A 16,238-nucleotide genomic window follows, 5' to 3' on the forward strand; every position below is an offset into this window, starting at 1 on the left:
GACAGGCTGCAAGAAAAACTCAATTAGCACTCAAGAGACCGCTGATGGTACTCAGAAGCGATATTGCGCACCAATGGTTGTGGTAGTAACTTCGCTCTTGGCGAAACGTGTTGCTTCCAGTTTCAGGCTGAAGTTCGGAGATATCTGATAGTCTGCCCCAATGCCATAACTGCCTTCTCTCTGGCGTTTTTCGGGAAGTGAGTTGGAATCGGCTTTCATACTGGTTTGACCTATGCCAAGGCGGCCATACACACCCAATTTTTCATAGACAGGAACCCTGCCTATGGCAGCAATACCAATATGGCCATTGGGATAATAGTTCTTATCACCAATCACGCCATCCAGCACGCGAAAACTCATGCTGCGATAAAACACTTCTGCTGCAAAATTTTGATTGAACTGATAACCGGCATTGACGCCGCCTATGAGGTCTTTGCCATCGTTGATGACTTTGGATGAGACGCTTGACTTTCCCACGTCCAGACCTGCATAAAATCCTTGTTCTTCCCTTCCGTCGGCAGCGGAGGCACTTAATGAGATTACTAGCAAACTGCTTGCCAGTGAAATAGAGATCAACTTCATGGTTTGTTCCTGATTAAAAATGTGACGGACAAGTGACATATGCACCTGACCGTTGGTGAGACTGAATACACATCAGATATTCAGTTGTTGCGATTACTAATGAGCTAAACTACTGAGGTAAAAGTGGGAATAATAAAGAATCTGCAAAATTATCCAGCTTGCTGGTGATCGTCCCGTCATAACAATTGCAGGCGATGGCAAGCGCAACATTTTTGCTGGGAATCACACGGTTACTTGTGTAATAAGTCAGCTCTGTGCCGCTATGCATGCTGACATCTCCCAGGCCTTTGATATTGGTGATGCCCCAGCCCAGGCCATATCCATCTACTGGGCTATGCATCAAGGTGAAGCTGGCTTTGCTCAGATAATTGCTTTGCCCTTGCAAACCACGCAAGTGTTCACGCAAAAAAACGCCATAGTCAGCCAGGTTCAGATTCATGCCACCAGCCGCATTGATAAAAAACGCGTAGCGAGGATCGACTAAGGGTGGGGTGGCTTTCCAGTTGCCAGCGACCAGGGTATGCCCCACATTATTGTTGACGCCGGCATCTTCAGGAAAGCCAAAGCGGCCCTTGATGTTGAGTTGTGTGAACACTTCTTTTTGCATCAGGTTTTCATAGCTGTCACCACGTACTGTTTCGGCCATCAGGCCCGCCAGGGCATAACCAATATTGGAATACACCATCTTGCTATTGGGTGTGTATTCAGGGGCGTCTTGCAGTATCAATGATGCGATTGAGCGGCGGTCTGCCAGCAAGTCGCCAGTCAGCAAGGGCAGGGCTTTTGCTACAGTGCTGTCATTCACTTCACGCGGCAGGCCAGAGCGATGACGCAGTAATTGTTCTACCGTGACAGTGAGATATTCCGGGCGGATTTGTGTGCGCCAGTCAGGAAATATTTCTGCTATCGTGCTATCCCAGCGCATCTTCTTTTGTTCTACCAGGCGAGCTATCATGATAGCAGTGGCGGCTTTGGTCAGCGAGCCGAACTGGAACAGGTCAGCGCTTTGCAGACTCTGGCTACCATTGACTTGCCTGGTGCCAGTCACCACGCTTTCCACCTTATCCTGATTGACGATAGTCACAGATAGACCAGGCAAGTTATTGCTGCTGCGGAAGCGCTCGACTTCGACGCGCAAGGGTTCGCCAGACAATAGCGCGGCTGGTTTTTGTACTTCTACTGAAGGAGTAATCGCCGGCGCGGAAGACTTGGAATCACCACCACAGGCAGCAAGCATGCCACAGAGGAAGATGACAATCAGTTTGGTATTCAAACGCATATGCATAGTTCTATCTTAAAAAGTATGCCATCAGCGTCTTCAACAGGAAAACGAAGACAGGCAGCGCCATGATCAAAGTTGCCTATCCTCGGTGTGTCGTCGTCGAGGCAATGCAACGGGGCGCAGTATTACTATTTATTTGTCAAAAAACTATGTTTTCATGCAAAGTATTATTTAATAAAACAACAAGTATCGTGTGGTAATACTTGCAACTGTTGATCAATGCCTTGTGGCACTATTTTGCGTGAACTTCAATCGCTTCAGCATTTGCTTCTGGAACCACTGATCCTGTTTTTCATATGCCTGATTTGAGTATAGGTCCAGGCTGTATATCTGACTTGTGGCATTCTTTTTCGGGCGCAGGAAGAAATAACGCCACATCGTCAATTCACCGATGAGTACGGACGGACACTGATATACAGGCAAACCTGCAATGCGGATCACGCTGCGTCTGGCAGCCTGGTTTTCACATAATTCATTTGCCAGTTCTGCTGTTGACTGTGCCATGGTGAGCACGTCATATCTGACAAATAATTCCAGATGAGCACTTTGCTCTAAAGCGCCATCAGCACAAGTATCCGTGCGTAGCAAGGCGACAAAACCATGATTGGGCGCAGGTGGAGGGGTAGTGCAAATGATGATGGGGTGGGGAAAATGAATACTGAACCCATAGGCAGGATTTTTATATGTATCGGTGATCTGCAAGTCTGCTGCGGTAGCACTATCGGTGCAAAGCAACCCGGTCAATCCAGTCACGCCAGCGAGTGCAAGAGAAAAAATACAAGTGTCAAATATTCGCATGAGAAATTGGAGATGGATGTGCAAGTGAAAACAGGACAGCAATAAAAAATTGCTGGACTTGATGGTCATTGCAAAATATATCACTATAATTGTGGCGACCAAGAGTCAATAGCCAGGAAAACAAAATGCTCAAAAAATGGATGACAGCCTTATTCATCACCTGCACTAGTATAGTTAGCAATGCTGCTGATTTTCCGGTGAATGCCGTGCCAGATCCTTTGAAGAGCTGGGTACCCTGGGCGCTGGATGGCACTGGAAATTTTGGATGTCCGCAGCAAGCCCAGGCGGATGACAAGCAATGTGTATGGCCAGGCATGCTGGACATCAAAGTCCAGGCTCAGGGCGCGAGCTTTAATCAGGAATTACAAGTGTTTCGCGATACCTGGGTTTATTTGCCTGGCAGTGCTTTGCATTGGCCCCAGGATGTCAGCGTGGATGGCAAAGCCCAGGCGGTGATTGCGCGTGATGACATGCCGATCATTAAACTGCAGCGCGGCATCCATAAATTGACTGGGCGTTTTATCTGGAGCTCGGTGCCAGAGTTTTTACCTTTGCCTGCTAATGCCGCCTTGCTGAGGCTGGAATTGAATGGCAAGCTGGTGAGCTTTCCGGTACGGGATGAAAGCAATCAGTTATGGCTGCAACCCAAGGCGGACGCCGACAATGGTGAGCAAATCCAGCTCAGGACTTTTCGCAAGATCACCGATGGTGTGCCCGTCACGGTAGAAACTTATCTGCGTCTCGATGTCTCCGGCAAGGGCAGGGAAATCAGCCTGGGCCGCGTGCTTTTGCCAGACTTGATACCGCTAGAGCTGCGATCGACCCTGCCTGCGGCTTTAAAACCGGATGGCAGCATGACAGTACAGATCAGGGCTGGTACCTGGGAAATTCGCCTGCTGGCACGTCACCCCGGGCCCGTCAAGAACCTTGCCCTGCCTGAGGGAAAGGGCTTCATCGCCGATGAAGAAGTCTGGTCTTATGAGGCCACACCCTTGCTACGTACCGCGACGATAGAAGGCCCGACTACTATTGACCCGCAACAAACCACTTTGCCACCAGAGTGGCGCAATTTGCCTGCCTATCTCATGCATGCTGGCAGTACATTTGCGTTCAAAGAGATACGCCGTGGCGATAGTGATCCGGCACCCGATAAACTATCCTTGCATCGTCGTTTGTGGCTAAGCTTTGATGGTTCCACCTTGACCATGAATGATCAGATCAAGGGTGATATCAGCAGCTCCAGCCGTCTCATCATGGGGGCTGTCGCGCAACTGGGGCGTGTCAGCCTGTCCGGGCAAGATCAATTGATCACCCGCGGCAATGACAAGCTGGCAGGTATAGAAGTCAAGCGTGGCAGTATCGATCTGGGTGCCGACAGTGTGATTGGTAATGGCGTGCGCAAGCTGCCTGCGGTGGCATGGCAACAGGATTTTGATAAAGTCGGCATAGAATTGATCTTGCCTGCAGGCTGGCGTTTACTGCATGCAGGCGGTACGGACAGGGCAGACGGTGCCTGGCTGTCAGGCTGGAATTTACTCGATTTTTTCCTGGTGCTGGTGATAGCTCTGGCCACAGGAAAATTATGGGGTAAACCAAGGGGTGCTCTGGCCTTGCTGGCACTGGTTTTATCTTATCAAGAGATGGATGCACCGCGCTATGCATGGGTAGTCTTGCTGGTGCTGACCGCCATTTTACGCGCCTTGCCGGATGGGCGCTTTCAAATGTGGATCAGGCGTTTCCAGCAAGCCAGCTTGCTTGTGCTGGTATTGCTGACATTGTCATTCGCAACGCAGCAAGTGCGTTCTGCCTTGTACCCTGTGCTAGAAACCGACGGCAATAATGATTTCTTGTATAAAAGAAGCGCACAAGATGAAGCGCCTCTACCTGCAATGGTAGTGACAGAAGAAGCCATTCATCCAGCGGCTGAAGCAGCAGTGCAAGGTGGCAATGCTGTCAGCAATGTTCCGCCGCCACCTCCAGCCAAAATGATAAGTCCAAGTCTGGCGCTGGAAAGTCGATCAGTCGACAAACTTTCCAAAGCCGATGCAGCAAAATCATTTAGAGTTAACAAGCCCAGTCTATCTGCTGGTTCACGAGCGACTAACTATCAAACTCTGGACCCGGATGCCAAGGTGCAGACCGGGCCTGGCTTGCCAGCCTGGAATTGGCGCTCGCATCAATTGGTGTTTGATGGGCCAGTCAAACAAGATCAGCAACTGGATTTATGGTTATTGTCACCCTGGGAAAATAAATTGCTGGTCTTGCTGCGTTTGATTTCATTGGTCATGTTACTGGCTTGTGTAAGTGGTGCCTGGAAAGGCGGGGGTTCAGGCCCCGCAACTGGTGCAACTATTTCCATACGCAACTGGCGCTGGCCTGGTCAACGCAAAATCCTGTCCATCCTGGCTATGAGCAGCATCATTAGCTTGACATGTTTGAGTGGGCTGTACAGCGCACCAGCACATGCGCAAATGCCAAGCAAAGAGCAGTTGGAAGAACTTAAGGAAAAGCTCACTCGCCCGGCAGATTGTTTGCCGGATTGCGTGGAAGTTTCGCGCATGCTGGTGCAAATCAATGGCAATAGTGTCAGGCTGGGGCTGGATTTAGATGCCGCGATAGAAACGGCCCTGCCCATGCCAGGTGGCATCAAACACTGGTTGCCAGCCGAAGCCAGGCTGGATGGCAAGCCTGCTTATATGCGCCGTGGTAATGATGGCGTGATATGGTTGCTGGCACCTGCTGGTCGTCACAGGCTGGAACTGTCTGGTGAGCTGATGCAAAGCGACACCTTGCAATTGCCTTTGCCCCAAAAACCCCGGCATGTTGAAGTCCATGCCGATGGCTGGGATGTGGCCGGTTTGTCTGAAGATGCAGAAATCGCCGATACCCTGCAATTCAATCGCCGCATCAAGGCCAGCAATAAGGAACAAGCTTCAGCCTTACCAAATTTCTTGCATGTCACGCGACGCTTGATACTGGACAAGGAATGGCAAGTGGAAACTACGGTATCGCGCCAATCACCTATAGGGCAACCTGCGCTGGCGCAAATTCCCTTATTGCCTGGCGAAGCCGTCATCACGGCTGGTTTGAACATCAAGGATGGCATGGTCGCCGTTAATCTGGGGCCGCAGACGGATAGTATGGAGTGGCGCTCTAACTTGTCGCAAGCCAGGCAGATCAAGCTGAACGCCAGCCAGCAAAGCAATTGGGGTGAAACCTGGATTATTTCCGCATCCAGTATCTGGCATGTAGGCACCACAGGTCTGCCACCTCAGGCCGGTGATGACAATGGCTCTGACATGGTATTTCGCCCCTGGCCTGGCGAAACCCTGGCTATCAGTGTAGAGCGTCCGCAAGCCATACCAGGGCAGACGTTGACCATTGACGCCAGTCAATTGATCGTCAGCCCGGGCAGCAGGGCAACTGATTACTTATTGAAGCTGCATGTGCGCAGCAGCCGCGGTGGTGAATATAGCGTGACGTTGCCAGAAGCTGCGATATTGCAAAGCGTCAGCATCAACCAGCAAGTCCGGCCCTTGCGTGCCAATGGCCGGCAACTGGTGTTGCCGGTGCTGCCTGGCGGGCAAGACATACAAGTGACATGGCGTCTGGACCATGGTTTGAACATCAGCTATGCAACGGCTGCAGTCCATCTGCAGCAAGCCAGTGTCAATAATACGCTGCAATTAAAACTGCCACATGACCGCTGGCTCTTGCTGGCCAGTGGCCCTGGCATGGGACCTGCCATCCTGTTTTGGGGGAAACTGATCGTATTGCTGCTGGCCGCTGTTGCCCTTGGGCGTTTTTCCGGCTTGCCAGTCATGATGACCCGCCAGTGGTTGTTGCTGGCGCTGGGTTTAACGCAAGTCGAATGGTGGAGTGCTGCCCTGGTGATAGCCTGGTTTTATGCATTTGCGCGACGTGAAAAATCAGCAGAGAAGCCCGGCGCACGATGGTTATTCAATCTGCGTCAGATCGGCCTGGCAATGCTGACTTTGATATTACTGGGTGTTTTGCTGGCCGCCGTGCAAAGCGGTTTATTGGGGCATCCTGATATGCAAGTCAGTGGTAATGCCTCCAGTGCAGATAATCTGATATGGTATGTCGATAGAGCCAGTGCCGAGTTGCAAACAGCATGGGTATTGTCTTTGCCCATATTGGCCTATCGCGGCCTCATGCTGGTTTGGGCACTCTGGCTGGCCTGGTCTTTGCTGGGCTGGTTAAAATGGGGATGGACGGCATTTGCCAGCGGGAGCTTGTGGAAACCAAAGCAGCGAGCCAAGCAAGTGGAAACTCAATCACCTGAAGTTGCAGCGAATACAGACGGTGGCGCAGCAGATCATCAGAAATGATGCAAAAGGTCAGACATCGGCATTAATGTCTGACCTTTTTACGCGCAGCAGAGCAAGGAAGTCGCTTGGGTGCCTGTCACTTTCTGATCCGCTAGAAAAAGCAGAATCAAAGTTAAACGTATAAAACTGCGGCTATCTTTGCATTTCCCTGGCACTATGCAAAAATTGCTGAAATGATGCAGCATGCTCAGGGAAACGCTTGATTCCTTCCGAAAAAATCTCTTCCGCTGCCGTTAATTTACCCAGTCTTAACAGACATTCACCTTTGGAAAAAAAGGCACTCATGCCATCCGGGTTAAGGTAGAGAGAAACTTCAAAATCCCTGAGTGCGTGTTCAAACAGGCCCAATTCCATATAGGTGAAAGCACGGTTATCAACGGCCTCAAAGAACAAGGGAAAAAGATCAACAGCTTTACTATATTCAAGGATGGCATCAGTCCTTTTTCCTTGCTCACACAGTGCGTGAGCATGTTTATAATGCTCATTGGCCTGACGGATGATGGTCGATATATCTTGTTCCGTGAAGTTTGCATAGCGAGAAAAATCAGTATGTTTCAGGTACTCGACAAAGCCAATTAACTCTTCTTTCGTTACCTGACTATTTCCTATTCGTTCCCACGCTGTAGCGAAGTTTTTTGCGTCGATTGGCGCATGCCATACTTTCACCTTGGTTTTTTGCAAGGAGGTGATATCAGGTTTATCAGAGACTGATTCATAGGTCAGGCAATGCGCTGTCGCATCACCATCAGGCCCAGTATCCATGGCGAGAATTTTAATTGCTATCCATCCTGGTTTTTTCTCACGAATGATCAGATCACCTGGATGAAGATCTAATTGCTGGGTAATTTCCACTTTGCATTTCCTTTGTTGAATTCATACTGATTAGCGTTTTAATTAGTTTAATGTACTTTTGTCACTTTGTCGTAAAATGAGAAACTAACAATCAACCACATTAAATCACTATATGGCGCATTCAAATAGGCCACATTCCATGAATATGTTCTGCAGCAAAAAATATGCTTCAATCATGACGCGATATTGCTGGAAAGTTTTTGCGCAAATTGCTGCGATGAGCGCTTTGAGTTTCAGTACAAGTATATTGAATGCAGCTGAATTTCCGACGTCAACCCGTCATCTGGTGACAGATGCCTTGACCATGGAGCATGTCAATGCCCTGGATGCCGCATTGAAAGCAAACCCGGATTTGAAAGAGATAGAATTAGTAGATGTACCTGGCGCCAGTAAAATTGCAGCAGATGTCGCCTATCAATTTCAATTGCGTATTAATCAAAACAAGATGCGCACGTTTGCAAGAGGTTTATGCGCTTCCACTTGTGCCTACATTTTTTTGATGGGACATGAGCGCACTCTGTTACCTGCCAGGAGTGGGCAAGATACTGTGCTGCTCATGCACTCCATCCATTCTGGTATCGATGGTGCATTTCAACGCACTTATAACGACGATCTAATCTCTATCGTGCATCAACGCAGTAATGGCAAGTTTCCCTTGGCGTTGCTGAATAAAATGTACGAAACCACAGACAGAAGCGGCGGCATCTACATTTATCGCAAGCCAGTGGATGGTGGTTATATCTTCTTTCAAGCGCAATATGGCGCTAAGCGCGTCAAGTTGAGTGATGCCACGCCTGCCGATCTAGGAATCAATGTCGATGATTAAGCATTCTAAAATCAGTCAAATTTTGTCGCATTCCATGTTTAAGCGTGCTGCCTACATATTCATGGGCATAACCATGTTCACCGCTTTCTATCCAGTCGCGGCGCAGGCACCAGCATCAGTCAGCGTATCTACCCCTGCTGCTATCCAGTATTTTCGTGTAGAAAAGAAAATTGATAAAGCTTTGCTGGAAAAATTTGATGCTGCTATCAAAACCCAGCCTGAGATTAGTGGACTAGAATTTGATGGCGTGATGGATGGCCCCGAGATTGACGTTGATGCCATCATGGGCTTGCACGACAGAATAAAACAATATCATCTGGCTACCGCGGCAAGGGGGTTTTGTATTGGTCCATGCGCATTATTATTCATGACCGGTTATACACGCACCTTACTGCCCGCTGAAAACAATCGCTCTACCAGAGTCGCATTGCGGCCTCTTACAAACCAATATCATGAATTTCTTGTTCAACAAACTGATACACTGATAGCCGACATAATTGAACGCAGCGATGGGAAAATTACCGCTGAGTTTATTGGCAAGATATATCTCGTCCGTGACGATTTTGCCAGTCTCATGATTCACTACCTTGCTGGAAAGAGTGATATCCGTGTCGTTTTTCTTGAACGTGTTGGAGATAAAACGCAGGCAGTGGAGCTATCGACTGCCGAGGGCTTGGGCTTAAAGATAGGAAGATGAGATCCACCTTGGCGATTGGTCTCAGCATTTTAAAATGCTGTTTGCAACACAAATGCAGCGCCAAATCTTTAATATTGGAAACGATAAAATGCAAGCGCCAGCAGTTTATTTGAAGACGAATTTCCTCTCAGCATCTGACCAATTATTTAAGAAAATAAAAAATGAGGTCGCCTGGGATGAAAGAATGCGAGCCCGAAAAACAGCAAGTTTTGGTGTTGCCTATGATTATTCTCAAATATTGTATGCACCGACGGCTATGCCAGATTTTTTGCAAACGATTTGTCAAGCCGTGGAAAATGAGTTGGGGTTTCTTCCCAATAATTGCCTAATGAATTTTTACACTGATGGCAATTCGTCTATGGGTTTTCATTCAGATTCTATTGAAAATTTGGCAGAGGGGAGCGGTGTAGTCATCATTTCACTTGGCAGCTTGCGTCATATTGCTTATCGCAGCAAAAAAAATAAAAGCCAGGAGTTTGTTTACCCGTTGTCACCAGGTAGCCTGTTGTATATGTCAAACGCCATTCAAGAAGATTGGCTGCATGCCATACCTAAAGAAGTTGCGCTGGGTGAGCGGATTAGCTTAACGTTTAGAAAAATTACGGTCAAGTCTCTATGAGAGACTTGACCAACAAGCAGACTTACAGCGCCGTCCGCAAAGCAAACAATTCCGGGAATAGCACCACATCCAGCATCTTGCGCAGATAGCTGACACCTGCAGTGCCGCCCGTGCCGACTTTGAAGCCTATGATACGCTCTACTGTAGTCACATGGCGGAAGCGCCAGATACGGAAGGCGGTTTCCATGTCCACCAGTTTTTCTGCCAGTTCATACAAAGACCAATATTTTTCTGGTGTTTGATAGACTTGCAGCCAGGCTGCCTTGACAGATTCATTGGCAACAACGCCTTGTGACCAGTCTTGTTGCAAGCGGTCTGCATCTATCACAAAACCCTGGCGTGACAAGAGCATGATAGCTTCATCATAAATCGATGGCGTGCGCAGGGATGCGTCCAGGGTGGCATGTACTTCAGGCTTGCTTTCATGCACGCTCATCAGGGTAGCATTCTTGTTACCCAGCAGATATTCCAGTTCACGGTATTGATGCGACTGGAAGCCTGATGACGCACCCAGGTAAGGGCGTATCGCCGTATATTCGCTAGGCGTCATGGTGGACAACACGTCCCAGGCATGCACCAGTTGATCCATGATGCGGGCTACGCGTGACAGCATCTTGAAAGCCGGTGGTAAATCATTGCTGCGTATATGCTGGCGCACGGCGTGCAATTCATGCAGCATCAGCTTGATCCACAATTCACTGGTCTGATGCTGGATGATGAACAGCATTTCATTGTGATTCGGTGAGCGCGGATGTTGTGCCGTCAGTATCTGGTCCAGGCCCAGATAATCGCCATAACTCATCGATTCACTAAAATCCATTTGCGCGCCATGCCAGGACATAGGGCATTTGCCAGCTTGTTCGTTGTTGCTCATGATGTTTCCTTAAATGTCTTCAATGCTTAAAACCATTAACCACAGAGGCACAGAGACACAGAGAAAAGCATAAAAGAGAGAAAATCTTTTACAGTTGAGACGATGTTCTTCACCATCTGTTTTTTGAGGCTTTCTCTGTGACCCTCTGTGCCCCCTCTGTGTCTCTGTGTTGAGGGCTTATTAAATTAAGTCACGGCATGACGTTCAGCGTTGGCATCGTAGTCTTTGCTGTCGAGTATATCGCGCAAGCCTTCTGCCGCGTCCCAGACATCAACGAAACTGGTGTACAGCGGCGTAAAACCAAATCGCATGATGGCTGGCTCACGATAATCACCGATGATGCCACGCTTGATCAGCGCCTGTATCACCGCGTAGGCATGTGGATGTTTGAAGCTGGCCTGGCTGCCACGTTGCTGGTGCTGGCGCGGGGTGACCAGTTCCAGTGGGTGCGTGGCGCAACGTGCCTCCACCAGGGCGATAAACATGTCCGTCAATGCCAGTGATTTCTTGCGTATTGCCTGCATATCCGTCTTGCCAAAGGTATCCAGGCCACAGGCAACCATGGCCAGTGAAGTGATAGGCTGGGTACCGCACAGGGCGCGGCGTATGCCTGGGGTAGGGGTAAAGCCAGGGTTCATGGCAAAGGGGCTGGCATGGCCCCACCAGCCGGATAAAGGATGGTGGAAGGCTTCCTGATGACGTGCTGGCACCCAGATAAACGCTGGTGAGCCCGGGCCGCCATTCAGGTATTTGTAAGTGCAGCCGACTGCAAAGTCAGCATTCGCTGCATTCAGTTGCACTGGTACGGCACCGGCAGAATGTGCCAGGTCCCACAAGATCAAGGCACCATGTTGATGGGCGAGGGCGGTGACGGCTGTCATATCATGCAGATAGCCGGTGCGGTAATTCACGTGGGTCAGCATTACCAGCGCCGTGCTGTCATTGATGACTTGCGGCAGTTCTTCTGGAGAGTCTATCAACTGGATTTGATAACCACGATCCAGCCAGCGGGTGATGCCTTCCGCCATGTAGATATCGGTAGGAAAGTTGCTGCGTTCGGTAATGATGGTCTTGCGTTTACTGTCTGCTGATTGTATCTGCAATGCTGCAGCGATGGCCTTGAACAGGTTGACCGAAGTGGTATCGGTCACCACGACTTCATTGGTTTCTGCGCCTATCAACGGAGCAAGCTGGTTACCCAGGGTGGATGGCATATCGAACCAGCCAGCTGTATTCCAGCTCTTGATGAGGTCAGTTCCCCATTCGTGGGTGATGACGTCTTGCGCTCTTTGCAGGGCTGCCTTGGGACGGGCGCCCAGCGAATTGCCATCCAGGTAAATCACGCCAGCAGGCAAATCAAATTCTTTACGCAGGATGGCCAGCGGGTCTTGCTGGTCCAGTTTTTCGCAATCGCTGCGGGTGATGGTAGTAGTTGGTGACATTTGTGTCATTGCGACAAGCTCCTTATATATAGGTGGCGTGATATCCCGGATTTGCTGGGCGGGCAGAGACATGCTGACTCCGCTTAAAACATGCAGAGATTTTATGCCGGATTGCCTGATTTTTTCTTGCAAATTGCAGTATGAAAATTGGAATTAATAGAATATTCTGCGATTTATATTTAAAATATTGATATAAAATGCATTAATGAGTTTTTGCATTGCGCAAAGGCACCAGATTGTTTGTATTTTTATAATCACTTGTTTTTTTAAACTCTTGGTAATCTAGATTAAAAAGCAGTTCACCACAGGTGTAGAAAAGAAGCATGCTTGTAAGCATTCTTAGCTTCCTCTTTTCTCCGTGCATCCTCTGTGCCTCTGTGTAGAGAGGTCTTGCCTTAAACAAATAAAGTAGACTGCCATATGCAACTCGACGCCACCGATCTTAAAATCCTCCAGCAATTGCAGGCTGATGGCCGCATCAGCAATCAGGAACTGGCTGACAAAGTATTCCTGTCCCCCTCATCCTGCCTGCGCCGCGTGCGCATGCTGGAAGAAGCGGGCATCATCCATCATTATTGCGCTGTTATTGATGCGGCTGCTGTTGGTCTTGAAGTCGATGCCTTTGTCCAGGTCACCATGCGTCGTGATGTCGAGCAATGGCATGAGAATTTTTCTCAGGCTTTGCAACTATGGCCGGAAGTCGTCGGTTCTTATATCATTACCGGCGATGCGAATTACCTGTTGCGGGTGCGGGCCCGCAACCTCAAGCATTATTCAGCCTTCGTGCTGGAACGACTGTACAAAACTACGGGAGTGCTGGACATACGCTCAAATATCGTATTGCAGACCTTGAAGGATACCCAGCAAATTGCCAGCAGCCTGCTGGTAGCGCAATAGCACAAACAGGATGACTCCAGATGATGATCTCTTTTGATATTGATGACTATCGTTATAATTTGAGGGCGGCGGCGATCATTCTGGATGCTGATAGAGTGCTCTTGCATCAAATCGAGGGGGATGCATTCTGGTGCGTGCCCGGTGGCCGTGTCGATGCCGGGGAATTTGCCGCAGCCACCATAGTCCGTGAAATGCAGGAAGAATTATCCGAGCAGGTGAATTGCGAAAAACTCTTGTGGACGGTAGAAAACTTCTTTGAATACCGGGGCCAAAAACATCATGAGCTGGGCCTGTATTTTTTAAGCCACTTGTCGCCAGATTCACGGCTGCTCAATACAACTGGCCCATACTGGGGCAATGAAGGGCATTTGCAATTGCGCTTTGAATGGTTCAGCCTGCATGAACTGGATAAGATAGATATACGCCCCTCATTCCTGGCAAAGGCTCTGCATGCGGACTAATTTTATACGCCGCATTGGGTGCATCATGAGATAAAGTAAAACCGCTTTGATCGCAGCGTTTTTACGAACTTGAAGCCGGATGTAACTGGCTTATGAGTAAGCCGGGTCCCGCAATATGTAAACTAAAACGATTGCAAGATGAGACCTGGTTGAAATAGTAGAGTGCGCCATGCGCACCATCTTTCGGCGTATGTCTATACCTATATACCTAATTGGCGAAGCCATCCTCTCTTGAAAATTTTTGACCATGAGGGCGGTGCGCACGGCGCACCCTACAAATTTACTCAGATTCCCTCAGCTTGCTAATCGGCTTCTTTTACTTTAATTCTGTTGCTACACTTACTGATCTTAATTTGCAACTCCCTCTTCCACTGTCCGACAGTCAAGTCTTACACATTTTTAGGACTGGTCCGATACGTAAAAATTGCTCTTCTGATTACACTGTCTTCAGTATCTTCAAGGTGATCGAATATAGCTGGATAAAAAAATGTGCGCATTTTCCTTCATCCATCTTATTGCTTTGAATCTACACCTGCGCTGTGACTTAAGCGTATTTTTAATTTAATTTTAATTATATGCATTTGTTCAGCGTCCTTTGGAATTCTAATGCGATGGCGCGCTACGTGTCTTGCATTATTCCACTCAGTATCGAGGAGATTTTATGAAAAACGGACGTCAGCAAGACAATTCTTTCCAGGATCGTGATCGTCAGGTAAAAACCCATCACGCCAGCAACGGCCACCATGATGGCTTTGGTCACAATAACGAGCCTGATCATGACAGGGATACGCGTCACGCATCGGCCCACTATGGCTCAGATTTTGGCCGTGAACAAATGCAGAACCGCAGTACCGGTTCGCAAGGTTTCTACGGCGGCCAGTATGATCTGGATGGTGGTCGCCAGCAAGAACAGCGCTATGCCAATGACAATGGCCCTCGGCACTCTCATCCTGATCAATATGATAGGCAGTATGCTACTCAATCTGGTCGTTCCTACGGGCAGCAGTCCAGTCAGGATTTTCATGGTAACCAGGCCAACGATGGTCGCTATCATCCAAATGATGGTGGTCAGTATGATCGCAATGCCAATGCTTATTCCCGCCAGGATGCCGGTAATCGTGACAGATATGATCGCGCAGACAGCCAGCAAGTGACACGTGGTGGTTATGAAGACACTCGCCATGCGCAGCAAGGTGGGCATTTTGATCCTGATTACCATCAATGGCGCAATCAGCAGATAGAAGCGCTTGATAATGACTATAATGATTGGCGCAAAGAGCGTTATCAAAAATTTTCGAGTGAATTTGACACCTGGCGTAGCAGCCGTGCAGGCAATGCGCAAAATAGTACGCCGGAAAAGAATGCGCAAAGCACTGCAGTCTCAGCTGCGGCTACGGACAGTAACACGAGCAATAAATCCAAATAAAGGGATTTAAGTCTAGTAATCCTGGCTATGCCTGAAGATGTAGTGAATGAGGGAAGACAGTAAGCTGTCTTCCCTTTTTGTTTTTAATGTGATTCTATGCTGGTACTGACTGCGGCTTTCTGCCACAATTTGTCACTCATGTTTACAGACAGCCGGAGCTACACATGCCTACTCTTATGCGCTTGGTCCATATCAGCATTGCCTTATGCGCCCTGGGCGTTTCACCCAGGACATTGGCGGTATGCCAGCCTGGCAAGTTGATGGTACAGGTATTGGGTTCTGGTGGGCCGGAATTGAATGATCAGCGTGCTTCTACCTCTTACCTGGTCTGGGTCGACCAAAAGGCCAGGATATTGGTGGACTTTGGCAGTGGTGCTGTGCTTAACTATGAAAAATCCGGAGCTAATCCAGTCGAGCTTGATGCAGTCTTGTTCTCGCATTTTCATGTCGATCACAGCGCTGATTTTCCGGCTCTGGTCAAGGGCTTGCCATTTGCTGGTTACGACAAAGAGTTACGGGTTTTTGGTCCTACCAAGCGCGGCGTTTTCCCGGGTGTCAAGGAATTTACCCATGCCCTGTTTAATCGTGAGACAGGTGCTTATGCCTATCTGGCAGATTATGCTGATCCCGATGTCAGCAGCCAGTTTAAAATGGAAATTGAAGAAGTCGCAGGCAAGGATAAGGAAGTCAAACGCTATGCCCTGGATGATGGCCTGGTTGTGAAAGCCATCAGCGTTTTGCACGGCCCTGTTCCTTCATTGGCATGGCGGGTGGAAAGCCAGGGGTGCAGCGTCACTTTTAGCGGCGATACCAGCAATACTGATCAGGCGCTGGATATATTGGCGCAATCCACGGATGTGTTGGTTGCCCATCATGCAGCACGAGAAAATGACCCCGACGATATTGCCCGTTTATTGCACATGATGCCGACAGAAATAGGTCGTATCGCTGGCACGGCCAAAGTAGGCAAGCTGGTGCTGTCACACCGCATGAAACGTACTTTCGGCCATGAAATGGAAAGTGCCGCAGCGATACGCAAGAATTATGCAGGAACTATTTTGTTTGCAAATGATATGCAAAAAATTATAGTGGGTGGCAAATGAGCATCCACCCTGGACCTGATCTAATTT

Annotated in this window: 14 protein-coding genes; 8 read left to right on the forward strand and 6 right to left on the reverse strand. The window is 48.8% G+C overall.

Going from position 1 to position 16,238, the window contains the following annotated elements; translation table 11 throughout:
• Positions 1-51 precede the first annotated feature (51 nt).
• From ACO0LF_RS23175 to ACO0LF_RS23185, 3 genes are all read right to left on the reverse strand, one after another.
• On the reverse strand, positions 52-582 hold the full coding sequence (locus ACO0LF_RS23175) for a porin family protein (RefSeq protein ID WP_423018311.1): 531 nt from the start codon (positions 580-582) through the stop codon (positions 52-54).
• A gap of 109 nt (positions 583-691) precedes the next feature.
• Positions 692-1,867, reverse strand: coding sequence for a serine hydrolase domain-containing protein (locus tag ACO0LF_RS23180; protein WP_423018313.1), 1,176 nt, complete (start codon positions 1,865-1,867; stop codon positions 692-694).
• A 213-nt stretch (positions 1,868-2,080) separates the two neighbouring features.
• A complete protein-coding gene (locus ACO0LF_RS23185) occupies positions 2,081-2,662 on the reverse strand; it encodes a hypothetical protein (RefSeq protein WP_423018315.1) in 582 nt (193 codons plus the stop codon).
• A gap of 125 nt (positions 2,663-2,787) precedes the next feature.
• Between ACO0LF_RS23185 and ACO0LF_RS23190 the strand changes: the two genes are divergently transcribed.
• Positions 2,788-7,014 (forward strand): hypothetical protein, encoded by a 4,227-nt coding sequence (locus ACO0LF_RS23190; RefSeq protein WP_423018317.1) that lies wholly within the window; start codon positions 2,788-2,790, stop codon positions 7,012-7,014.
• Between the two features lie 132 nt (positions 7,015-7,146).
• On the opposite strand, the gene ACO0LF_RS23195 is transcribed toward ACO0LF_RS23190, so the two are convergent.
• Complete coding sequence (locus ACO0LF_RS23195; RefSeq protein WP_423018319.1) at positions 7,147-7,866, reverse strand: tetratricopeptide repeat protein; 720 nt, start codon at positions 7,864-7,866, stop codon at positions 7,147-7,149.
• A gap of 226 nt (positions 7,867-8,092) precedes the next feature.
• Between ACO0LF_RS23195 and ACO0LF_RS23200 the strand changes: the two genes are divergently transcribed.
• Genes ACO0LF_RS23200 through ACO0LF_RS23210 form a run of 3 tightly spaced genes read left to right on the forward strand, consistent with a single transcriptional unit; the run spans position 8,093 to position 10,008 of the window.
• Positions 8,093-8,692: a hypothetical protein gene (locus ACO0LF_RS23200; protein ID WP_423018321.1), complete on the forward strand. Its 600-nt coding sequence runs from the start codon at positions 8,093-8,095 to the stop codon at positions 8,690-8,692.
• Positions 8,679-9,389 carry a hypothetical protein gene (locus ACO0LF_RS23205; protein WP_423018323.1) on the forward strand — a complete coding sequence of 237 codons (711 nt, stop codon included), beginning with the start codon at positions 8,679-8,681 and terminating at the stop codon, positions 9,387-9,389. The genes ACO0LF_RS23200 and ACO0LF_RS23205 overlap by 14 nt, the downstream gene beginning before the upstream one ends.
• 34 nt (positions 9,390-9,423) lie before the next feature.
• On the forward strand, positions 9,424-10,008 hold the full coding sequence (locus tag ACO0LF_RS23210) for an alpha-ketoglutarate-dependent dioxygenase AlkB (RefSeq protein ID WP_423018325.1): 585 nt from the start codon (positions 9,424-9,426) through the stop codon (positions 10,006-10,008).
• 22 nt (positions 10,009-10,030) lie between these two features.
• Here the strand turns inward: ACO0LF_RS23210 and kynA are convergent, their stop codons facing one another.
• A complete protein-coding gene (kynA, locus tag ACO0LF_RS23215) occupies positions 10,031-10,882 on the reverse strand; it encodes a tryptophan 2,3-dioxygenase (protein WP_423003367.1) in 852 nt (283 codons plus the stop codon).
• 185 nt (positions 10,883-11,067) lie between these two features.
• Positions 11,068-12,324: a kynureninase gene (gene kynU / locus ACO0LF_RS23220; protein WP_423018668.1), complete on the reverse strand. Its 1,257-nt coding sequence runs from the start codon at positions 12,322-12,324 to the stop codon at positions 11,068-11,070.
• A gap of 420 nt (positions 12,325-12,744) precedes the next feature.
• Between kynU and ACO0LF_RS23225 the strand changes: the two genes are divergently transcribed.
• The 4 genes from ACO0LF_RS23225 (at position 12,745) to ACO0LF_RS23240 (ending at position 16,211) form a co-directional block, all read left to right on the forward strand.
• Positions 12,745-13,221 (forward strand): Lrp/AsnC family transcriptional regulator, encoded by a 477-nt coding sequence (locus ACO0LF_RS23225; protein ID WP_423018327.1) that lies wholly within the window; start codon positions 12,745-12,747, stop codon positions 13,219-13,221.
• Between the two features lie 20 nt (positions 13,222-13,241).
• A complete protein-coding gene (locus ACO0LF_RS23230) occupies positions 13,242-13,682 on the forward strand; it encodes an NUDIX hydrolase (RefSeq protein WP_423018329.1) in 441 nt (146 codons plus the stop codon).
• A gap of 661 nt (positions 13,683-14,343) precedes the next feature.
• On the forward strand, positions 14,344-15,108 hold the full coding sequence (locus tag ACO0LF_RS23235) for a hypothetical protein (protein ID WP_423018331.1): 765 nt from the start codon (positions 14,344-14,346) through the stop codon (positions 15,106-15,108).
• Positions 15,109-15,272: 164 nt separating this feature from the next.
• Positions 15,273-16,211 carry an MBL fold metallo-hydrolase gene (locus ACO0LF_RS23240; RefSeq protein ID WP_423018333.1) on the forward strand — a complete coding sequence of 313 codons (939 nt, stop codon included), beginning with the start codon at positions 15,273-15,275 and terminating at the stop codon, positions 16,209-16,211.
• The last annotated feature ends 27 nt before the right edge of the window (positions 16,212-16,238 follow it).

This window comes from Undibacterium sp. Di27W, from assembly GCF_049340345.1.
GTDB lineage: Bacteria > Pseudomonadota > Gammaproteobacteria > Burkholderiales > Burkholderiaceae_D > Undibacterium.